Below are 20702 nucleotides of genomic sequence, written 5' to 3' on the forward strand. Positions count from 1 at the left end.
TAATTTAACTAATATTTAACAGTAATTATCAGTTTTTAATGATTTTTGAGCTTTAGCATTTTTTTAGGAGAAGTCTTGGCAGTCTAATTAAACCATTTAGAATATTTCAGAAAACCATTGAATGCCCAGTGGGCGGTATAGTAAAGGGATTTTAGGGTAGAAAAATGCATAAAATCTTTATAGACCAAATATTGGTCTTTTATAATGTTAGTTTTCTTGTGGGATACGCTACTGGCGTGCATACGGTATTTTGCCATTGTTTTAGGCAGTGGTTTGCCTTCCGGTATTTTTTTTAAGAGGTTTAGCCACATCACATGGTCTTCGCGTTTGCTTCCTTTTGGGAAAAATATTTTGCCCACTCTTTGGCTGTCGTACATAGAGCTGAGTAACGAAAGGCGGCAGGTTTTCAGGAGATTGCCGAAAGTTACAACTTTATCTGCATGGAAGTCGGCAATAGTGGGAGAGAGGTTCTCATCACATCTTGCATAGTTGGAATAGGCGAGTTCCGCTTTTTCTTTTTTCATAAAGCCTACCATCTCTTCTAAGAAGTCTGGAGTCCAATAATCATCTGCATCCAAAAAAGTAATATATCTGCCGGAAGCTCTTTCAAGTGCAATGTTTCGTGCTTGTCCTGCCCCTACATTTTCTTTTGATTCTATAAGGATTATGCGGGGATCTTGGTATTTTTTGATGATGGATGTAGAATTATCTTTAGACTTATCATCGGTAATAATCCATTCCCAGTCGGTAAATTTTTGTGCGAGAACCGAATGTATCGTCTCTTCGATAAATTGAGCACAATTATAGCAAGGCGTGATGATGGAAACTTCCGGCATAGGTCTATTTTTTTGCAAAGATACGATGTTCTTAAAATATTCTGAGTATTATCGTGGTTGGAGATTTTAAGTTGTTGAAAAATAGTTGATAAAGTCTATTCTTGAAAATTACTTTCCATTGTATATTATTATTTATATTCAAAAAAAGTATAAAATAAGTGAGTCTGTTAATGTTCAAAATATTAAATTTGTAGCTGGCTATTTGTGTATAATGTTAAAAAATGAGAATTATTTATGTTTTATAATCATCAAGAAATAGATAGGAAGTGGCAAAAATATTGGGAAGAAAACCAAACCTACAAAACGGGAGACCAAAAGGATAAGCCTAAGTTTTATGTTTTGGATATGTTCCCTTATCCTTCGGGTGCAGGGTTGCATGTGGGGCATCCGCTGGGCTATATTGCATCGGACATTTATGCGAGGTTCAAGAGGCACCAAGGGTATAATGTTTTGCATCCCGTGGGATATGACAGTTTTGGGCTTCCTGCTGAGCAGTATGCCATACAGACAGGACAGCATCCTGCTGTTACTACGGAAAATAATATCCAAAGATATGAGCAGCAATTAAAGAAAATAGGTTTTTCATTTGACTGGAGCAGAGAGATAAGGACTTCCGATTCTTCTTACTATAAATGGACACAATGGATTTTTATACAATTATTCCATTCCTGGTATAACAAGGATAATGATAAGGCAGAGCCTATAGATACTTTGGTAAAGCATTTTGAAGCGCAAGGAACGAAAGGATTGAATACGGCTCAAAATGAGGCATTGGATTTTACAGCAGAAGAATGGAAACAAGCTTCGGAGGCAGATAAACAAGATATTCTACTTAATTACCGAATGGCGTATAGGGCTGAAACTACTGTAAACTGGTGTCCTGCACTGGGAACAGTACTTGCGAATGATGAGGTGAAAGACGGTAAATCCGAAAGAGGAGGCTATCCCGTGTTTCAGAAAAAAATGATGCAGTGGAGTATGCGTATTACGGCGTATTCGGAGCGTTTGTTGCAGGGTTTGGATACTTTGGACTGGCCTCAGCCTCTTAAAGATGCTCAAGAATATTGGATAGGAAAATCCCAAGGGGCGTCAATTACCTTTAAGACCAATGATGGGGCTCACGAGATAGAGGTTTTTTCTACGCGCCCAGATACTATTTTTGGAGCTACATTTATGGTGCTTGCACCGGAGCATCCATTGGTGAAAGAAATTACCACAGATGCCCAAAAAGCGGAGGTAGAGCTGTATATAGAAGCAACTTCTAAAAAGACAGAGCGAGACAGAATGGCAGATGTAAAATCGGTTTCCGGCGCTTTTATCGGTGCGTATGTCCTTAATCCGTTTACCAACAAAGAAATACCGGTTTATATCTCGGATTATGTTTTGATGGGCTATGGTACCGGTGCGGTGATGGCAGTACCGGCACACGATGATAGAGACCACCGCTTTGCAAAAAAATTCGGATTAGAGATTATTAAGGTTGTAGAAACAGACGAAGATGTACAGGAGCAATCCTTTGATTCTAAAAATAGTGTCTGCGTAAACTCTATGTTTTTGGACGGGCTTAATTATAAAGAGGCTAAGGCTAAAATAATTTCGGAGCTTGAAACGAGAGGTATTGGCTATGGTACTATCAACTACCGACAGAGAGATGCTATATTTTCTCGCCAGAGGTATTGGGGAGAGCCGGTGCCTGTATATTATAAGGAAGAAATGCCATATACTTTGCCTATCTCTGCACTGCCGCTGGAACTACCAGAGGTAGAGAAATATTTACCTACGGAAGACGGAGATCCGCCTTTAGGGAATGCTAAAAAATTTGCTTGGGACGAACAAAACGATAAGGTGGTCTCTACTGATTTAATAGATTATAAAACAGTATTCCCAATGGAGCTTTCTACGATGCCAGGCTGGGCGGGTAGTTCTTGGTATTTCCTAAGGTATATGAACCCAGATAACCAAGACTTGCTTTGCGATAAGAGTATTGCTGACTATTGGGGACAAGTGGATCTTTATATAGGAGGAAGTGAGCATGCCACAGGGCATTTGCTCTATGCCAGATTTTGGAATATGTTCCTCAAAGATAGAGGTTATATTTCTCAGGAAGAACCTTTTCAAAAATTGATTAACCAAGGAATGATATTAGGAACCAGTGCTTTTGTATTTCGTGTGAACGGGACTAATGAATTTGTGTCCAAAGGCTTGGCAAAAGATTACGATACACAGAAAATCCATGTAGATATAAGCTTATTGAAAGGTGTTTCGGATGAACTGGATACAGAGGCATTCAAGAATTGGAGACCCGAGTTTAAGGAAGCTACATTTATTTTAGAAAACGATAAGTACATAACGGAGAGAGAGGTAGAAAAAATGTCTAAGTCTAAGTACAATGTGGTAAATCCGGATGATATATGCGAAGAGTACGGTGCGGACTGCCTTCGTTTGTACGAAATGTTTTTAGGACCTCTGGAGCAAAGTAAACCTTGGAATACACAGGGACTTTCTGGGGTCTATGGTTTTTTGAAAAAGTTTTATAATCTTTATTTTGACGGAGACGATTTTATGCTTTCGGAGGAGGAGCCAAGTAAAGAGGAATATAAAGTCCTTCATACCCTTATAAAGAAGGTGCTTTTTGATATAGACCATTTTTCATTCAATACTTCGGTAGCTTCATTTATGATTGCTGTAAATGAATTTCAGAAGCTGAAATGCAACAAGCGTAAAATTTTAGAACCATTAGCTGTTATTATATCGCCTTATGCACCGCATATTTGCGAGGAGCTATGGCATCTCTCAGGGCATAAAACTTCAGTGGAATACGAGCCTTTTCCTATGCTTGACGAAAGCTATTTGGTGGAAGATGAGATAGAATATCCGGTGAGTTTTAATGGTAAAATGAGATTCAAATTACCGCTCTCGGCATCATTGTCAAAAGAAGAAATAGAAGAAATAGCACTTAAAGATGATCGCGTAGTGCAATATTTGGGAGACCAAAAGCCCAAAAAAATCATTGTAGTGCCCAAAAAAATCATCAATATCGTGTGTTAAGAAGATTTAATGAGCTTAATTTAATAAAAAAAATAAGATAATAAATCTTGATAAAAACAGCTGTAAAATTTTTTAAACAATAATAAACTTTAATAAAGGAGGTGAAAGTGATAAAAATCATAAAAAAAAATATTTTAAATGTAAGGCGTATTTTCGCTCAAAAAAATAAATTTTGAGATTCGTGAAAATATTTCTTGCATTTTTAAATATTTTAACTTTATTTTACGACCTGAAAGAAATAACAATAACTTAATAATTTAGTTTAGTATGGAAATGAATGTTTCAAACACAGAGGAGCAAGTAATTGCTAAAAAGAAGAGTGGGCTAAACCCAGCTTTTGTATTGCCAATTCTATATGTTATAGCATTGGGGATTTATATTTTTATATTGGGTAATCCAAGTAACTTTAAAGTGGATGAAAGGATAGCGAAATCTTTATCAGTGGCAATTTCGGATGTGCCATTAAAGGAAATCCATCCAGAGACCTTTATGGGGATTATCTATATGGGTGGTCCTATTGTACACATTTTGATTTTGTTTATGATTACGGTTATTATATTCTCTTTTGAGCGTTTCTTCGTAATCGGGAAAGCATCAGGAAAAGGAAACTTAGACAGCTTCGTTCTTGAAATCAGAAGATTATTGAATCAAAATAAAATAGACGAAGCTATAGAATTATGCGATTCTCAGAGAGGTTCTGTAGGGAATGTGGTAAAAGAAGGGTTGCTTACTTATAAAGCATTGGCTAAGGATACAACGCTTAACAAAGAGCAAAAAATGGCTGCACTTACTAAAGCATTAGAAGAAGCTACAACATTAGAAATGCCTATGCTTGAAAGAAATATGATGATTCTTTCTACACTTGGTACAGTAGCTACATTGGTAGCCTTACTTGGTACAGTAATTGGTATGATCAAGGCGTTCTTTGCACTTGGATCTGGTGGTGGTACACCGGATGCTGCAGCTCTATCAATCGGTATCTCAGAAGCGTTGATCAATACAGCATTAGGTATTAGTACATCGGCTATCGCGATTATCCTTTATAACTACTTTACTTCCAGAATAGATGGATTAACATTCAAAATAGACGAAATAGGAATGTCTATCCAGCAGTCTTTCGCTGAATTCCACTAATAGTAGTAGAATAACAGCTCAAGATTTTAGCAATATTCGTATTGCGAAAAGTATAAGAAGTTTAATGAATAAAAACAGAAAAAAATGGCGAGAGTCAAACCAAAAAGACATGGTGTAGTAACAGATATGACGGCGATGTGTGATGTTGCCTTCCTACTACTTACCTTCTTTATCTTGACCACAAACTTTAAAAAACCGGATGTGGAAAAGATACAGCCGCCATCTTCTATATCTGATAAATTACTACCGGAAACAAGTCTGATGACGGTAGATGTAACTCAAGACGGTAGATTCTTTTTTCAGCCTGTAGAAAACGGGACAGAGAGAATACAGCTGTTGGAAGCAATGGGTAAAAAATATGGGATTTCATTTAACAGTGAAGAAAGAGTGGCATTTGCCAAAGTTCAAAGTATTGGTGTCCCAATGAACCAATTGAAGAGTTTCTTAGATTTACCTGAAGATGAGCAAAAAGCGTATAAGAGTCCTACAGGGATTCCTATGGACAGTGCAAATAAGCAAGTCATTGATTGGGTGCAGCAGAGTTTAGCTATCAATCCGGAGTATAAACTTGCTATAAAAGGAGACGGTGCAACCCAATATTCTAAAGTGAAAGACTTATTTGAAGGATTGAGAGATATTGATTTTTATAAATTTTGGTTAATCACAACTCAGGAAGCAGGAGGAAAATAATAGAAAAATGGCAGAAGTACAAGTACAAGACAAAGGCGAAAAGGGCGGCAAAGTCCGTTCCAAGAAGCAGAATACAAGGGTGGATATGACACCTATGGTGGATTTGGGTTTTCTATTGATTACATTCTTTATGTTTACGACGACTTTCTCTAAACCTAATGTAATGGATCTTGGTCTTCCGGCAAAACCTAAAAAAAATCAGCCGAAACCACCTCCTACAGAGATTGACCTTACCAACTCAATTACTGTAATTATAGGTAAGAATAATAAAATCTACTATCATCAAACAGACAAAGACGGGCTTAATGTAAGTAGCTTACAAGAATCTAACTATGATAGAGAGGGGATTACTAAGGTAATCGAGGATGCTAAAAGTAGAGCAAAAGATCAAAGTAAATTTACGGTGATTATAGAGCCTACTGATGATGCAGTGTATAAGAATTTCGTTGATATTTTGGACGATATGGCAGTACTTAAGAATGAAAGATATGGGGTTACCGATATCAAACCTTGGGAAAAAGCCGTTTACGAACAGAAATCAGGAGGAAAATAATAGCTAATCTTAAATAATAAAGAAAATGAGTGAGGAATATTTAGAACACAAATCTAAATTTGATTTTGATGAAATTGTGTTTGAACACAGAAATAAAGAATATGGGGCTTACGATTTAAGAAAAAGCTATAGATATATTCTTACCAAGTCTTTTATTATAGGGACTATTATATTTTTAATCATTGCTTTATTTCCATTGATTATTCTGAAGATAAAGCAGATGAACGCTCCAAAGAAACAAGTTGTGGATATTAAACTTTTGGATGTGCATGAGCCAGACCCTATAGTAGAGCAGCCTAAAGAAAAGGAACCGCCTCCACCACCACCTCCGCCTAAAAAGGAGGAGCCTAAAATAGAGGTTATCAAAAATGTTGTACCACAGCCTACAAAGGTTCCTGAGGTAGAAACACCGCCACCACCTATTAGTGAACAGTTAAAGACTACTACGGGATTGGTGGATCAAAAAGGGGTAAAAGCTCCAGCTTATACGCCGCCACCTGCACCACCTTCCACAGGTAAAGGGGCGATTGCAGAGGTTACTCCGAGTAAAACAGAGGTTTATACTGCTGTTGACCAAGAGCCTAGCTTTGGTAAAGGAGGTATAGAAGGTTTTAGAAATAGATTTCAGGAAGATTTTGATCGTGATGTAATGGACGGTGAGGATGGTGTTATTTCTACTGTGGTAACTTTTATTGTAGAGATAGATGGCAGCGTTACTCAGGTGAAAGCTACAGGTTCTAACAGTGACTTTAATAGAGAAGCTGAGAGAACGGTGAGATCTATTAAAACCAAGTGGACTCCAGCGAAAATTAATGGGCATCCGGTTCGTTATAGAATTAGATTGCCGGTTAAGATGCAGTTTGAGTCTTAAAAAAAATAACAAACATTATGAGAGAAGTCTTTTCAGGCTTCTCTTTTTTTATTATATTTGTTGCTATGTTTAATTATCTATCTATATTAGCAGGAATTATGTATATCGCATTCGGTGCGGAGGTGCTTATCTATAAGTTTTTTGCAATAAAGCTTGATGATATGGAGGCTTATCCTTTGGGAGGGCTTATGGTATTGTATGGTTTTTTCAGAATTGCGAGAGCAATTTATAGAATAAAAAAAAGTAGAGAAGATGGCTTTTAGAAAAATCATATTATGTTTTGTTTTAATATCTGTATTCTTGTCGTCTTGTAAAAAAGCAAAGGAAGCAGATACGCCTCAGCATGGGACAATTACTTTGGTGGCAGATTCTACTTTTGCCAATGTTACGGGAGCCCTTACCGAACGCTATATGGCACTTTATCCAGAAGCAAAAATTATTGTAAAATACAAAAAAGAAAATGAAGGATTTTTGGATTTACTTGATGATAAAGCTCAGGTGGCTGTAATGTCTAAAACTCTAAGCAGTGATGAGAAAGAAGCCTACAAACAGAAAGTAGATATGAAATTAGAGCCCGCTAATTTTGCTTTGGATGGTGCTGTTTTTGTAGTGCCTAAAGATTCTGAACTTGATTCTCTTTCTGTGGAAGAGATTAGAAATAAGTTGGTTAATGGTCATCAAGATTTTATTTTTGATAGTTCCAATGGGGCTAACTTTTCTTTGGTTACTCAAAAATTAAAACTCAATAGAGACCAAATTAGCTATGGAACAATAAAAGGGGGAGATGTGAAAATAATAGAAGAATTGTCCAAATACCCTGGCAAAATAGGAGTGGTAAGCTATAATACCTTAAGTAGGGAGCATTTTCCGCTTACTCAAAAGTTAAAAGAGATGGTCAAGGTATTAAAAATTTCTCAAAATAATGGGAAAGCCTACGAACCCAATCTTGTGACTATGAGGTATTTTGAATATCCTTTCTCTCGGGTTTTGTATTTTATTACCAATGAAGGCTTTTTTGGAGTGGGAAATGGATTGATCCGTTTTTCGTGTACTCAGCTTGGTCAGATTGTGGTGGCCCACGATGGACTGCAGCCTTATAATATTTATAAAAGAGAAGTTCAAATGAGATAATGTTTGATTTTTTTATTAAGATTAAAATAATTCGTATTTTGGTCTAATAATTGTGAAGTTGTATTACATTAAAGAATAAGTATAATTAAGAATATTAAAATAGTATGAAAAAGAAATTGTTTTTAGGGAGTATAGGTGTTTTATTTTTTGCCTCTTTAGGAGCTCAGACAGTAGAAGAAGGTTTGAGCTATGCAGATGCACATAAATATACTAAGGCGAAAGAGGTATTTAATCAGTTAGTTCAGAAATCACCTTCATCAGAAAATTATTTTTATCTTGGAAATGTGTATATTACACAGAATTATCCCGATTTAGATAAAGCAAAATCGTACTTTCAAAAAGGTGCGGAAGCAGATAAAAAACCTTATTTGGATATGATTGGGCTGGCTTCCGTGAAATTGGGAAAAGGAGATAAATCAGGGCTTACGGATATACAAGAAATTGTGCAGAAATCCAGAGGTAAAGACGCCGAAGTTCTATTTCGTGCCGGAGAAGCACTCACTCTATTTCCGGAGAATAATAATCCCGATTTAGCAATTCAATATATAAACCAAGCCATAGAAAGAGCTAAAGATAAAGAGGGTAAAGTTCCTGACTATTATTACTATTCTTTGGGAGATGCATACCGATTGAAGAAAAAAGCCGGAGATGCGATGACAGCCTATGACAATGCTGCTATGGTAGCCAAAAACAAAGCTTCCGTATATACCAGAATGGCAACTCTTTGGATGGCGGCGAGCCAGTGGAAATTAGCTATGGAAAATATGCAGAAAGCGGTTTCCGTAGATCCTACTTACGCACCTGTTTATCAAGCGTTGGCAAACTACCATATCATATACCAAAAGCACGATGAAGCCGCTGCAGATTTGCTAAATTATTTAAAATATGCAGATGAAGATCCGCAGACGCTCTTGTCTGTCGCTAAATTATATTTTGCAAATGGCAATTATCAAGAGTCTAATCAAATATTAGATAAAGTATTTGACAAGGTAGATGATTCTATCAAATATAAGCTGAAAGCCTATATCCTCTATAATGAAGGTAAATATGATGAAGCTAAGCAAAATATAGATATATTTGTAAGTAAAGCTTCAGCAGACAGAGTATTATCGGCGGATCAAGGTTTGGTGGGGCTTATATATGCCGCACAAGCTCAAAAGGCACAAGACCAGTCTGTGAAAAACCAAATGATGCAACAGGCTTTACAAAAAATAAATATAGCAAAAGCAGCCAAAGATACTACGCTCAATTGGGATGAGGAATTAGCAAAAGTAAGCGGTGCTAATATGGATTCAGATGAAGGGCCTACCAATCCGGCAATTGAAGCCTTGAAAAAACAAATAGCCGCAGACCCTAAAAATTCGGATAACTTGTATAAATTGGCTATAGCTTACCAAGAGGCTAAAAATTGGAATGGGGCAGCTTCTACCTGGCAAAAAATGATTGTTTTATTACCTACTTGGGCACCTGCATATTATAGCCAAGGCTATGCTTACCAACAAGCTAAAAAAGATGATTTTGCAAAAATGGCATATCAAAAATATATAGATATGATGAGTACGCAGCCGCAAGACGAGCAAGACAAAAATAAAGATATGATATCCTATGCTTACTTTGTAGTAGCTTATTATGAAAGAGATACAGACAGGGTAAAAGCAAAGGACTATGTTATAAAGTCTCTCCAAATAAATCCGGATTACAGCGAAGCTCAAAATTTATTAAAATATATAAATGCCAATATTGATACCGGAGATGCCCAGCAAGGCACTGCCAAATAGAAAGTATTTTGCTTCCTAAGTTTTCTGCTTAGGAAGTTTTTTAATTTTAAATTATGAATGATAAAATAGATATTTTAGCCATAGGTGCACATCCTGATGATGTAGAATTGGGCTGTGGAGGTACGCTTGCAAAGCTGATTTCGGAAGGAAAAACCGTTGCGATTGCAGATCTTACGCAGGGTGAGCTTGGTACAAGAGGAACTGCGGAAACGCGTGCTGAGGAGGCAAAAAAGGCAGCCGAAATTCTTGGGGTAAAAGAGCGTGTAAATTTAAAAATGAAAGATGGCTTCTTGACAAACTCAGAGGAGTACCAAATGAGAATAGTAGAAAAAATAAGAAAGTACCGCCCGGAAATAGTTTTTGCCAATGCAATTGACGATAGGCATCCGGATCATGCCAAAGCAGCTAAGCTGATTTCAGACGCTTGTTTCCTTTCAGGGTTGAGAAAAATTGAAACGAAGAGTGGGGGAGAAGCACAAGAGCCTTGGTGTCCTAAATTGGTCTTTCATTATATTCAGTGGAAACATATAGAGCCAGATTTTGTAATTGATATTTCGTCATTTTTGGACAAAAAAATAGAAGCTTGTCTGGCTTATAAAACACAGTTCTATGATCCTAAGTCTACAGAACCGGTTACGCCTATTGCAACAAAGGATTTTTTGGAAAGTCTTACTTATAGAGCTCAAGATTTAGGAAGATTATCGGGAGTTACTTATGCAGAGGGCTTTACTACAGAAAAACTGATAGCAATGAAAAATTTTGACGGAATAGTTTGGTAGTTTGTTAAAAAGTATTATATTTGCACACTCAAAACGGTGATTGTAGCTCAGTTGGTTAGAGCGTCAGATTGTGGTCCTGAAGGTCGTCGGTTCGATCCCGATCAGTCACCCTAAAACAAAAAAAGCATCTCATCGAGATGCTTTTTTTGTTCTCAAAGGAAGTGTTATAATTCGTTGCCGTTTTCTATAGTAAAAGATTTGTTATTGAAATCTTTATTATGCTTCTCAGAAATCACATCTTCCCCTTTTTCTTTAATGATAAACTCGGCAGCTTCATTAAACATTGCAGAGAAGTTATTAAAATCTTCCTTATAAAGATAGATTTTGTGTTTTTCAAAACTTACATCTCCGGAATCACCTATGTGTTTTTTACTTTCAGTGATAGTAAGATAGTAATCTCCTGCTTTGGTTTCGCGAACATCAAAAAAATATGTTCTCCTTCCTGCTTTTAATACCTTAGTGAAAATTTCATTTTCGCGGTGCTTGTCATTGTAATCATTCATTTCATCAAAATTTAAGAAATATCAAGTAACAAATATAGAATATTTTTGTTAATCTCAAAACAAAATATTTTATTTTTTATAAAAAGTGGTTTTTGTGCTTATAATCAATCACTAAGATTGAGTATTTGTTTGGCATTTTGAGCACTTGAAGGTCTGTGAGTGATGATAATGCAAGTACTTTTATCCATATCTGAAGCGATATTATTCAAAATATTTTTTTCAGTTTCTGTATCTAATGCCGAGAGACTGTCATCAAAAATGATGATTTTGGGCTTTTTGATTAAAGCCCTTGCGATGCAGATTCTTTGTTTTTGTCCGCCGGAGAGCATTACGCCTCTTTCGCCTACCATTGTATCGTATTTCAGCTTAAACTCTACAATATTTTTGTGGATGTCTGCTTTTTTTGCATACTCTTCTATTAGAGTATTTGTAGGAGATTCTACTGCGAAGCCTATATTGTTTTTGATGGTGTCAGAAAATAGATAGCTTTCTTGAGGGACATAGCCTATGAAGTCTCTGTATGCTTCCAGATTATGTTCTTTAAGATTTTTTCCATCGATTAGGATTTCGCCTTCATCGGGGTCTATGAGTCTGCACAGCAATTGCGCTATTGTAGATTTTCCGCTTCCTGTTTTTCCCATTACGGCAAGGGAGTCGCCGGCTTTTACCTTAAAACTTATATTGTCCAAAGCCTTGATGCCTGTATTGGGATAGGTGTAGCTAACATTTTTAAACTCAATATCTCCTTTTATATCGTAGCGGCTGTGGTTGGTGTTTTTTATTTCTGATTTTTTATCCAGAAATTCGTTGATTCTCTGCATAGAAGCGGCAGCTCTTTGATTTACAGAGGTTACCCATCCGACCATCGAAAATGGCCATATGAGTATGTTGATGTACATAAAGAAGTCAGCGATAGTTCCCACGCTCATTTCGTTGTTGATATATTTGTGTCCTCCTATGTAGAGAATTACTACATTGAGTAAACCTATTACAAATAATACTATGGTAAAGAAATAAGCCTCTGTTTTTGCAAGGTCCAAAGATTTATCTTGATAATCTTTTACTTTTATACCGTATTGTTTTTCTATGTATTTTTCTTTGTTAAAAAATTTTATAACTCTTATTCCGGAAAAACTATCTTGCACGAAAGCTGAAACATCAGATTGACTTTTTTGTTTGATTTTAGATTTTTTGTTGATGATGGAACTTACTTTGTAAATTAAAAAAGATAATATAGGAAGTGGGATAAGTGTCCAGACGGTCATTTGGATATCCGTTTTTATCATATATATAGAAGTGATAATCAGTAATACGGATAGGTTTACGATATACATTACTCCGGGTCCCAGATACATTCTTACCGCTACGACATCTTCGCTCAGTCTATTGAGAAGGTCTCCTACGGTAGTTTCTTTGTATTGGGTAAGGGAGAGTGTTTGATAGTGTTTGTAGATGGTGTTTTTCAGTTCGTATTCTATTCTTCTTGACGAAACGATGATAGTTTGCCTCATCATAAATCTAAAGAACCCCGATAGTACAGATGCTCCCACAATAATACCGCCATTGATTAGCAATATTCTGAAAAGAGCATTTTTTTTGATGTTTTTGTCAGACAAGACATCTTGAATAACATTTACTGTCTTTCCAATGAATTGTACTTGGTAGATAGCAAAAAAGTTACTTGCTATGATAAAGACAAGTCCCCAAAATAAGAGAACTCTATATTTCCAAAAATAAGGATTTAAAGTTTTTAGAGATTTCATTCTGTGGCAAAAGTAGTAAAAATTACCTTAAAAATATCTTAGAATTAGTTTGAAATTTTATCATATCATTTGTTGTTTTACCAAGGTTTATTGGGTTTTAATGTGCTTCTGTATGTGTTTTGATTTTTTGATTTTTTTGTTTTGAAAACTTCTTATACGATAGAGTGATGGCTATATAGAATTTTTGTAGTATTTTTAATGGAGAATATTATTTATTTAGGGCTAAAATGATTATATTTGCCCCGAAAAAGATCTTTGAAATGTTAGGAAGAAGACAAATACGCGAAAAAGTAGTACAGACCTTATACGCATATTGCCAAAACCCTCGTGATAATGTAGAGGTGGAGAGGGAAATGTTTAGAAATATTGAGAAAATTTATAATCTCTATATTTATCAGCTCAATTTTTTGGTGGCGCTCAGAGATTTGGCAGAGCAGCAGGTAGAAATTGCCAAAGAAAAATACATAAAAACAGAAAAGGATATCAATCCCAATCTGAAGTTTATTCAGAATCGGATTTTAGAGAGGATAGAGAGTAATCAGGAAAGGTTGTCTTTTACCTCGAAGCATCAAGACCTTAAGTGGAGCTTGTACGATGATTTTTTAGTGAAAACATTTCAAAGAATTATTGCCAGCAAAAGGTATCAAGACTATATGGCCTCTCAGGAAAATTCTTTTGATGAAGACCAGAAGTTTATAGGTAAGCTTTTCTTAAAATTCATTGCAGAAAACGAGGCTTTCCACGAGCTTTTAGAAGACATAGATATGAATTGGGCTGATGATTTTCATATTGCCAATTCTATGATACAAAAAACCATAGGCTTTATGAAAGAAAACGAGCCTACCCACACACTTATAAGGGTGGTTAAAAATCAAGAGGATAGAGATTTCGCGAGAAATCTGCTGTTTTATGGGATATCTCATTGGGGAGAATCTGAAAAAAAATTAGAAGCCCGTCTTCAGAATTGGGATTTGGATAGAGTCTCATTGATGGATAGGGTGATTATCATTACCGCTTTTACGGAGTTGGACTATTTCCCATCTATACCGTCTCGGGTTATCATTAATGAGTATATAGAGATTGCTAAGGCTTTTTCTACGGATAAAAGCCAAGTCTTTGTGAATGGATTGTTGGGGAAATATACAAATGAAATTAATAGAGTATAAAAACATAAAAATATGAGAAAAGTATCACTAAAGATAGGAGCTGTTGCTTTATGTGGTGCGTTTGCATTACTTTCTTGTGAAAAATCATCAAAGAATACGGCAGATAGTGAAAATAGTGCTACTCACGACTCTACACAAGTTGGAGGAGTAGATGGGCCGTTGTTCTCTAATATGCCGACATTAGAAGAGACGCAAGGCGATCAGAATTTAGTGAAACAGGCTCAGAGCAAGCCATTAACTATGGTAGCTTTGTCAGAACCTAATTTTGATTTTGGGGATGTGAAGTCGGGATCTATAGTTTCTCATACTTTTGAAATTAGTAATACAGGAAAAAAACCTTTGATTATTTCAGAAGTAAAACCAGGGTGCGGCTGTACTGTTTCCGAGTTTACCAAGACCCCTATACTGCCTGGAAAGAAAGGGAAAATAACCCTGAAATTCAACACAAGCAGCTTTTTGGGGGTACAAAATAAATTTGCATTGGTCTATACCAATACAGAGAAAACACCTATCACATTGTCTTTCACAGCTAATATTAAATAATTAAAATTATATATGATGACTCATTTATTCGTAATACTACAAGCACAAGGGGAAGCACCGTCTATGTTGCCAACTTTTGGTATGATTGCAGTAATGTTTGTTTTTTTCTATTTCTTTATGATAAGACCCCAGATGAAAAAGCAGAAAGAAGAAAAAAACTTTCAGAACAGCCTTAAACCCGGTAAAATGGTGGTGACTACTTCGGGCATTCACGGTAGGGTTTCTCAAGTAACCGATGATGGTGTTATTCTGGAGACAATGGCAGGAAAATTGAAATTCGAAAAAGCTGCAATATCCAAAGAATTTACACAGAATAGATTTCCCGATAAGAAAGAAGAAAAATCACCTAAAGATTCTAAAAAGGGAGAAACTAAGAAATAAAATTTTCTATTTAACGGCAGGCTTTCGAGGGTCTGCTTTTTTAATTAGATATGTATCGTGAAAACGCATCACATAGACATAAAACGAGCAGCCTCCCTAGTGGCAGAGGTTGCTATTTTGCTGATATCCAACGGGGCTAACTCTACGCGTACGCAGAGAAATGTACTGAGAATAACAGATACTTATGGATATAATACGGAAATATTCTTTTCATTTTCGGGCATTATGCTTACTATTACGGATGCCGAAGGAAACTCAGAAACTGTAATAAAAACAGTAAAAAGTCATGGTGTAGATTTCAATCTTATTACAGAGATAAGTATCCTCACTTGGGATATTTTCAAAAAAAATATGAAGTATGAGGAGATACAGGCTCGGATTGCTGATATTAAAAGAAAGCCTCATTACGGAGAATGGACCAAAATGATATGGATAGGCTTGGCTACGGGAGCGCTTTGTATGATTTTTTCCGGCAATTATGAAGAGTTTTTTATTGCTTTTTTGGCGGGAAGTATAGGTTTTTTGGTAAAACTATTTTTGATAAAGAAACGGTATAACCCGTTTATGATATGTCTGATGTCTGCATTCGTTTCTGCTTCTGTGGTTCAGATGGCTGTTCTTTTGGGGTTTGGTTCTTGTGCGGCAGCTCTTACAGCGTGTGTATTGTGGCTGATTCCGGGGGTACCTCTTATCAATGGGTGTTTAGATTTATTAGAAGGGCATATTGTATCCGGCTGGGCCCGGGTGGCACTTGGTAGTATGTTGGTATTTATGATTGCTGTGGGATATTATTTTGCGGTATTTATATTTAAGTATTTTTCATATGCAGGAGGTTGATATGGTTGTTAAAGTGGTCTGGGCTGCGGTCGTTTCTGTCGGTTTTGCAGTATTGTTCAATACGCCGAAAAGAGCAATGTGGGCGGTTGCTTTGTTGGGCGGAATTGGTTTTGGGCTAAAGACCATTGTTCTCAAATTTTTAATTCCAGACCAGTTAGTAATGGCTTCTTTGATCGGTGCGTCTGGAATAGGGCTTTTAGGAATTTACTTTGCCCATCGTGTGCATACGCCGCCTATTGTTTTCACGATACCCGCTGTTATTAATATGATTCCGGGAACTTTAGGGTATGAATTTATGATTGGAATTATCAATATTGTTTCGTTAAAAGCTGGCGTAGAGGCAACTCTCGAAAGTCTTATTGTTACATTAAGTAATGGCTTGAATGCTATTTTTGTTCTTTTGGTTTTGGCATTTGGGGTGGTATTGCCCATTCTTATATTTAATACTAATACGGTTAAGAATAAAGATTTGAACAAGTTCCTCAAGAAGAAAGTTATTGATGTCAAAAGAAAATACAGATCTCATTAGTTAAATATTTGTTTGGTTTTAAGTATTTGTTTTTCATTATTTTACTTTTTGTTGTTTGGTGTTGGTTTGTGTTAAAGTCTGTTTATTACAATTAGAAATGTAATAAAACTTGATTAGATGGGGTACTTTATTATTGTGGAAAACTTATGCTGTTAAAAACCAAAATTATAGCATATTTATGTGGGTTTTAGTTTTTATCTTTGAGACTCATTTGCTACTTTTGTAAGCCTAATGAAAGGCAAATTATTCATTGTTTTTTTTGATGGTTTGCTTGGTCTGTTTTGGAAAATAGAACATTGTTCTGACTAAGGAATTCGTTAATTTTAAATAAAAACTAACTATGGGCATTTTTGATAAAAGAATAAGCTATAAGCCGTTTGAGTATCCTGAGATTATGCAATTTATAGAGGCTATTAACAGGTCTTTTTGGGTGCATTCGGAAGTAGATTTTACTGCGGATATTCAGGATTTTCATTCGCAACTTTATCCACACGAAAAAAACGCGATAAAGAATGCACTTTTAGCCATTGCTCAGATAGAGGTTTCTGTAAAGACCTTTTGGGGGAATCTTTACAACCATCTTCCAAAGCCGGAGTTTAATGGATTGGGAGCTACTTTTGCAGAATGTGAGTTTAGGCATTCTGAGGCTTATTCCCGTTTACTGGAGGTATTAGGCTATAATGACGAGTTCCTGAATGTGGTGGAAATTCCAGCGGTAAAAAGAAGAATAGATTTTCTTACAGAAGTACTGAAACACGCCAATTCCGAAACGCCGAAAGAGTATGTTTCTTCGCTGTTGTTGTTTTCAATACTTATTGAAAATGTTTCCTTGTTCAGCCAATTTGCCATTATCTTATCTTTTACGAGATTCAAAGGCTTTATGAAGAATGTTTCCAATATTATCGCTTGGACTTCCGTGGATGAACAAATACACGCAAATGCCGGAATTTTCTTAATTAATAAAATAAGAGAAGAGCAGCCAAATCTGCTTACAGACAGCGATATTGATAAAATTTATGAATTGGTAGATGAGTCTTTAGAATTGGAGAACGATATTTTAGACTGGATTTTTGAACTCGGAGAAATAGACAAAGTGTCCAAAGAAAATCTGCTGAATTTTATGAAGTACAGAGTAGATGATTCTCTTAAGAAAATAGGAATGCAGTCTAAATACAATATTACTTCGGAACAGTATAAACCGATGGTTTGGTTTGAGGAAGAAGTTTTTGCTAACAGCTTAGACGACTTTTTTGCCAAAAGACCTGTGGATTATACCAAACATGATAAAAGCATTACGGCAAATGATTTATTTTAATATTGATAATATAAAAATAAAAAATGGAAGAACAAGACGAGATATGGTGGCTTAATGAGGAATCCGAACAAATGCTCAACCGCGGCTACTTGCTGAAAGGAGAGACTGTTCGCGGAGCCATAGAGAGAATTACGACAGCGGCGGCAAAGCGTTTATACAAACCGGAGCTGCAGCCGGCTTTCCAAGAAATGATTATTAAAGGATGGATTAGTTTCTCATCACCGGTATGGGCCAATATGGGGACGCAGAGAGGGTTGCCTATATCTTGTTTTAATGTTCACATTCCGGATAGTATAGAGGGGATTACCCACAAGCTGGGAGAAGTGATTATGCAGACCAAAATAGGAGGGGGGACTTCCGGATATTTTGGAGAGCTTCGTCATAGAGGTACAGCGGTTACCGATAATGGCAAATCTTCGGGAGCTGTGTCTTTTATGAAATTATTTGATACCGCTATGGATGTAGTGAGTCAAGGTGGTGTAAGGAGAGGAGCATTTGCCGCCTACTTGGATATAGACCACGGCGATATTGAGGAGTTTTTGCAGATAAAAGACATTGGCAGCTCTATTCAAAATTTGTTCATAGGTGTTTGCGTACCAGATTATTGGATGCAAGATATGATTGATGGTGATGTAGAGAAGAGAAAAATTTGGGCAAGAGTACTGGAAAGCCGTCAGCAAAAAGGATTGCCGTATATTTTCTTTACAGATAATGTCAATAGAAACAAACCACAGGTTTACAAAGATGCCGGACTGATGATTAACGCCTCTAATCTTTGTAGCGAAATTATGCTGCCTTCTACGATAGACGAATCGTTCATCTGTTGTCTGTCTTCTATGAATTTAGAGCTGTTTGACGAATGGAAAGATACCAATGCCGTTAAATTAGCCATATATTTCTTAGATGCCGTATTGTCTGAATTTATAGAAAAAACAGAAGGCAATTATCATTTACAGTCTGCGAGAAAATTTGCGATGAGGCATAGAGCACTTGGCTTAGGCGTTTTAGGCTACCATTCTTATTTGCAGAAAAATATGATTCCTTTTGAAAGTTTCGAAGCTATGCAGTTTAATGCTAAAGCATTTAAGCATATTAAGGAACAAGCGGAAATGGCGTCAAGGGAATTAGCAAGTATTTATGGAGAGCCGGAGATGCTTAAAGGTTATGGGCTAAGGAATACGACGACGATGGCAGTAGCTCCTACCACTTCAAGCTCTGCTATTTTAGGGCAAACTTCACCGGGAATAGAACCTTTTGCTTCTAATTACTACAAGGCGGGTTTGGCGAAAGGAAACTTTATGCGTAAAAATAAATATATGGCTAAACTGCTGAAAGAAAAAGGAATGGATAATGAAGAAGTGTGGCGGAGCATTATGCTGAATCACGGTTCTGTACAACATTTGGAAGGGTTGACTGCCGAAGAGAAAGCGGTGTTTAAAACATTCAAAGAGATTTCTCCTATGGAAATTATCACACAAGCAGCACAGAGACAGCAGTATATAGACCAAGCACAGTCGCTTAACCTAAATATACCAAGTACAATGCCAATAAAAGATGTCAATTATTTGATGATAGAGGCTTGGAAAAAAGGAATCAAGACTCTATACTACCAGAGAAGTTCATCGGTGTCCAAAGAGTTAATGGTCAATTTCGTTAGCTGCAGCTCTTGTGAAGCATAAAAAAGTTGATTCGAATTGAGATTAAATAGATTATATAATTGGGAGAGTGAGCTGTAAAGAGGTCTTTACAGCCCATTCTCAGCGTATCAGAGAAAATACTGAATGATATAATGATGAAATAGTGGCATAAAATTTTGTCTATATCAGAAATTAGCATAAATTTGAAAAAAAAATATTACAAGAATGAATACACCATCAGAATTAAAGTACACAAAAGACCACGAGTGGGTGAAAATTGAAGGAAATGTAGCTACAGTGGGAATTACAGATTTTGCACAAGGAGAGCTGGGCGATATAGTCTTCGTAGATGTAGATACGGTAGATGATAGCCTTGCAGCAGGAGATGTTTTTGGAAGTGTAGAGGCAGTAAAGACGGTTTCAGATTTATTTCTTCCTGTTTCGGGAACTATTACAGAATTTAACGAAGCCCTACAAGACGAGCCAGAGTTACTCAACTCGGATCCTTATGGAAAAGGCTGGATTGTAAAGGTCTCTGTAGCTTCGGATGTGGATCTTTCAGAGTTGTTGTCTGCGGATCAATATTTAGAAGTAATTGGTTAGTCACTTAAAAATAACAAAGTTATCCCGTAAGATATTGCCCATTTATTGGGCATTTCTTACTTATATGCTTCTCAAACCGGGAGAAGAGAACCATGAATATTGGTTTATGTTTTCAGGCTTAGACAAGTTGATTCATTTTTCCATTTTTGCAGCATTGGGGTTACTCTTTATTCTATCCTTCCCCAGATTTACCTTTTTTTATTTTTTTATGATACTTCTTTCTTATGGTTTTTTTACCGAAATTCTACAGGACGAAATGAAATTAGGGCGAGGAATGGAAGCGATGGATGTCGTTTCAGATGCAATAGGAATTACAATAGGCTATATAATATATTATATAATGAGGAAACAAAATCTGATCAAAATCCCATAGAATAAAGCTTTTGAATTAAGTCAATATTCTCCCGAGAGAAAAGTAAGAGTTTGATTGAGTCTTAAAATAACCTTTGAATAGGGTTAAAAATATTTTTGTCTAAAATTTTTCAATCTAATAATCAGTGGTTTAATATATTTATAATAAAAAAGTTTGTAATATATTTTGTAGGTTTAGAAAAAGGTTATACTTTTGCACTCGCAAATCAGGGATGGTTAGCGGCGAAGTAGTG

Annotated in this window: 21 protein-coding genes and 1 tRNA gene; 19 read left to right on the plus strand and 3 right to left on the minus strand. The window is 36.2% G+C overall.

Annotated elements, in window-relative coordinates; translation table 11 throughout:
• Positions 1-83: 83 nt before the first annotated feature.
• Positions 84-836, minus strand: coding sequence for a glycosyltransferase family 2 protein (locus BLS89_RS08675; protein WP_092737553.1), 753 nt, complete (start codon positions 834-836; stop codon positions 84-86).
• A 234-nt stretch (positions 837-1070) separates the two neighbouring features.
• Between BLS89_RS08675 and leuS the strand changes: the two genes are divergently transcribed.
• The 10 genes from leuS to BLS89_RS08725 all read left to right on the plus strand — a co-directional run bounded on the left by leuS (position 1071) and on the right by BLS89_RS08725 (position 10930).
• Positions 1071-3884 (plus strand): leucine--tRNA ligase, encoded by a 2814-nt coding sequence (gene leuS, locus BLS89_RS08680; RefSeq protein WP_092737555.1) that lies wholly within the window; start codon positions 1071-1073, stop codon positions 3882-3884.
• Between the two features lie 267 nt (positions 3885-4151).
• On the plus strand, positions 4152-5018 hold the full coding sequence (locus BLS89_RS08685) for a MotA/TolQ/ExbB proton channel family protein (protein ID WP_092737557.1): 867 nt from the start codon (positions 4152-4154) through the stop codon (positions 5016-5018).
• Between the two features lie 84 nt (positions 5019-5102).
• Positions 5103-5708, plus strand: a complete 606-nt coding sequence (locus BLS89_RS08690; RefSeq protein ID WP_092737559.1) for an ExbD/TolR family protein — start codon at positions 5103-5105, stop codon at positions 5706-5708.
• Positions 5709-5715: 7 nt separating this feature from the next.
• Positions 5716-6261, plus strand: coding sequence for a biopolymer transporter ExbD (locus BLS89_RS08695; RefSeq protein ID WP_092737560.1), 546 nt, complete (start codon positions 5716-5718; stop codon positions 6259-6261).
• Between the two features lie 25 nt (positions 6262-6286).
• Entirely contained in the window at positions 6287-7132 is an 846-nt protein-coding gene (locus BLS89_RS08700) for an energy transducer TonB (protein WP_092737562.1), read from the plus strand.
• A gap of 65 nt (positions 7133-7197) precedes the next feature.
• Positions 7198-7395 carry a C4-dicarboxylate ABC transporter gene (locus BLS89_RS08705; RefSeq protein ID WP_092737587.1) on the plus strand — a complete coding sequence of 66 codons (198 nt, stop codon included), beginning with the start codon at positions 7198-7200 and terminating at the stop codon, positions 7393-7395.
• A complete protein-coding gene (locus BLS89_RS08710; RefSeq protein ID WP_092737564.1) occupies positions 7385-8263 on the plus strand; it encodes a PstS family phosphate ABC transporter substrate-binding protein in 879 nt (292 codons plus the stop codon). Before BLS89_RS08705 ends, BLS89_RS08710 begins: the two co-directional genes overlap by 11 nt.
• A 104-nt stretch (positions 8264-8367) precedes the next feature.
• Positions 8368-10041 (plus strand): tetratricopeptide repeat protein, encoded by a 1674-nt coding sequence (locus BLS89_RS08715; protein WP_092737566.1) that lies wholly within the window; start codon positions 8368-8370, stop codon positions 10039-10041.
• A gap of 53 nt (positions 10042-10094) precedes the next feature.
• Positions 10095-10820 carry a bacillithiol biosynthesis deacetylase BshB1 gene (bshB1, locus tag BLS89_RS08720; RefSeq protein ID WP_092737568.1) on the plus strand — a complete coding sequence of 242 codons (726 nt, stop codon included), beginning with the start codon at positions 10095-10097 and terminating at the stop codon, positions 10818-10820.
• 36 nt (positions 10821-10856) lie between these two features.
• A tRNA-His gene (locus BLS89_RS08725) sits at positions 10857-10930 on the plus strand.
• Between the two features lie 54 nt (positions 10931-10984).
• On the opposite strand, the gene BLS89_RS08730 is transcribed toward BLS89_RS08725, so the two are convergent.
• Positions 10985-11323 carry a DUF3276 family protein gene (locus tag BLS89_RS08730; protein WP_092737569.1) on the minus strand — a complete coding sequence of 113 codons (339 nt, stop codon included), beginning with the start codon at positions 11321-11323 and terminating at the stop codon, positions 10985-10987.
• Positions 11324-11427: 104 nt separating this feature from the next.
• Complete coding sequence (locus BLS89_RS08735) at positions 11428-13086, minus strand: ABC transporter ATP-binding protein (protein WP_092737571.1); 1659 nt, start codon at positions 13084-13086, stop codon at positions 11428-11430.
• Between the two features lie 260 nt (positions 13087-13346).
• On the opposite strand from BLS89_RS08735, the gene BLS89_RS08740 reads away from it, so the two are divergent.
• The 9 genes from BLS89_RS08740 to BLS89_RS08780 all read left to right on the plus strand — a co-directional run bounded on the left by BLS89_RS08740 (position 13347) and on the right by BLS89_RS08780 (position 20470).
• Complete coding sequence (locus tag BLS89_RS08740) at positions 13347-14252, plus strand: transcription antitermination protein NusB (protein WP_092737573.1); 906 nt, start codon at positions 13347-13349, stop codon at positions 14250-14252.
• A 12-nt stretch (positions 14253-14264) separates the two neighbouring features.
• The gene (locus tag BLS89_RS08745) at positions 14265-14795 is read left to right on the plus strand and encodes a DUF1573 domain-containing protein (RefSeq protein ID WP_092737574.1); all 531 of its coding nucleotides are present in this window, start codon (positions 14265-14267) and stop codon (positions 14793-14795) included.
• Between the two features lie 15 nt (positions 14796-14810).
• Positions 14811-15176, plus strand: a complete 366-nt coding sequence (gene yajC / locus BLS89_RS08750; RefSeq protein ID WP_092737588.1) for a preprotein translocase subunit YajC — start codon at positions 14811-14813, stop codon at positions 15174-15176.
• Positions 15177-15233: 57 nt separating this feature from the next.
• Entirely contained in the window at positions 15234-16013 is a 780-nt protein-coding gene (locus tag BLS89_RS08755) for a threonine/serine exporter family protein (RefSeq protein WP_245688960.1), read from the plus strand.
• Complete coding sequence (locus tag BLS89_RS08760; RefSeq protein WP_092737578.1) at positions 16000-16542, plus strand: threonine/serine exporter family protein; 543 nt, start codon at positions 16000-16002, stop codon at positions 16540-16542. Before BLS89_RS08755 ends, BLS89_RS08760 begins: the two co-directional genes overlap by 14 nt.
• Before the next feature lie 340 nt (positions 16543-16882).
• On the plus strand, positions 16883-17857 hold the full coding sequence (locus BLS89_RS08765) for a ribonucleotide-diphosphate reductase subunit beta (RefSeq protein WP_092737580.1): 975 nt from the start codon (positions 16883-16885) through the stop codon (positions 17855-17857).
• A 23-nt stretch (positions 17858-17880) separates the two neighbouring features.
• Positions 17881-19536, plus strand: coding sequence for a ribonucleoside-diphosphate reductase subunit alpha (locus BLS89_RS08770; RefSeq protein ID WP_092737582.1), 1656 nt, complete (start codon positions 17881-17883; stop codon positions 19534-19536).
• 183 nt (positions 19537-19719) lie between these two features.
• Complete coding sequence (gcvH, locus tag BLS89_RS08775) at positions 19720-20097, plus strand: glycine cleavage system protein GcvH (RefSeq protein ID WP_092737584.1); 378 nt, start codon at positions 19720-19722, stop codon at positions 20095-20097.
• Between the two features lie 64 nt (positions 20098-20161).
• Positions 20162-20470: a VanZ family protein gene (locus BLS89_RS08780; RefSeq protein ID WP_092737586.1), complete on the plus strand. Its 309-nt coding sequence runs from the start codon at positions 20162-20164 to the stop codon at positions 20468-20470.
• Positions 20471-20702 lie beyond the last annotated feature (232 nt).

The organism is Riemerella columbipharyngis, from assembly GCF_900101995.1.
In the GTDB taxonomy this organism is placed as follows: Bacteria; Bacteroidota; Bacteroidia; order Flavobacteriales; family Weeksellaceae; genus Riemerella; species Riemerella columbipharyngis.

Coding starts and splice junctions, on each gene's coding strand:
- BLS89_RS08780 (WP_092737586.1), top strand. CDS start 20,162: ATGCTTCTCAAACCGGGAGAAGAGAACCATGAATATTGGTTTATGTTT.
- BLS89_RS08770 (WP_092737582.1), top strand. CDS start 17,881: ATGGAAGAACAAGACGAGATATGGTGGCTTAATGAGGAATCCGAACAA.
- BLS89_RS08730 (WP_092737569.1), bottom strand. CDS start 11,323: ATGAATGATTACAATGACAAGCACCGCGAAAATGAAATTTTCACTAAG.
- BLS89_RS08745 (WP_092737574.1), top strand. CDS start 14,265: ATGAGAAAAGTATCACTAAAGATAGGAGCTGTTGCTTTATGTGGTGCG.
- BLS89_RS08715 (WP_092737566.1), top strand. CDS start 8,368: ATGAAAAAGAAATTGTTTTTAGGGAGTATAGGTGTTTTATTTTTTGCC.
- BLS89_RS08695 (WP_092737560.1), top strand. CDS start 5,716: ATGGCAGAAGTACAAGTACAAGACAAAGGCGAAAAGGGCGGCAAAGTC.
- BLS89_RS08740 (WP_092737573.1), top strand. CDS start 13,347: ATGTTAGGAAGAAGACAAATACGCGAAAAAGTAGTACAGACCTTATAC.
- yajC (WP_092737588.1), top strand. CDS start 14,811: ATGACTCATTTATTCGTAATACTACAAGCACAAGGGGAAGCACCGTCT.
- BLS89_RS08765 (WP_092737580.1), top strand. CDS start 16,883: ATGGGCATTTTTGATAAAAGAATAAGCTATAAGCCGTTTGAGTATCCT.
- BLS89_RS08690 (WP_092737559.1), top strand. CDS start 5,103: ATGGCGAGAGTCAAACCAAAAAGACATGGTGTAGTAACAGATATGACG.
- BLS89_RS08675 (WP_092737553.1), bottom strand. CDS start 836: ATGCCGGAAGTTTCCATCATCACGCCTTGCTATAATTGTGCTCAATTT.
- BLS89_RS08735 (WP_092737571.1), bottom strand. CDS start 13,086: ATGAAATCTCTAAAAACTTTAAATCCTTATTTTTGGAAATATAGAGTT.
- BLS89_RS08710 (WP_092737564.1), top strand. CDS start 7,385: ATGGCTTTTAGAAAAATCATATTATGTTTTGTTTTAATATCTGTATTC.
- BLS89_RS08700 (WP_092737562.1), top strand. CDS start 6,287: ATGAGTGAGGAATATTTAGAACACAAATCTAAATTTGATTTTGATGAA.
- BLS89_RS08760 (WP_092737578.1), top strand. CDS start 16,000: ATGCAGGAGGTTGATATGGTTGTTAAAGTGGTCTGGGCTGCGGTCGTT.
- BLS89_RS08705 (WP_092737587.1), top strand. CDS start 7,198: ATGTTTAATTATCTATCTATATTAGCAGGAATTATGTATATCGCATTC.
- leuS (WP_092737555.1), top strand. CDS start 1,071: ATGTTTTATAATCATCAAGAAATAGATAGGAAGTGGCAAAAATATTGG.
- BLS89_RS08685 (WP_092737557.1), top strand. CDS start 4,152: ATGGAAATGAATGTTTCAAACACAGAGGAGCAAGTAATTGCTAAAAAG.
- bshB1 (WP_092737568.1), top strand. CDS start 10,095: ATGAATGATAAAATAGATATTTTAGCCATAGGTGCACATCCTGATGAT.
- gcvH (WP_092737584.1), top strand. CDS start 19,720: ATGAATACACCATCAGAATTAAAGTACACAAAAGACCACGAGTGGGTG.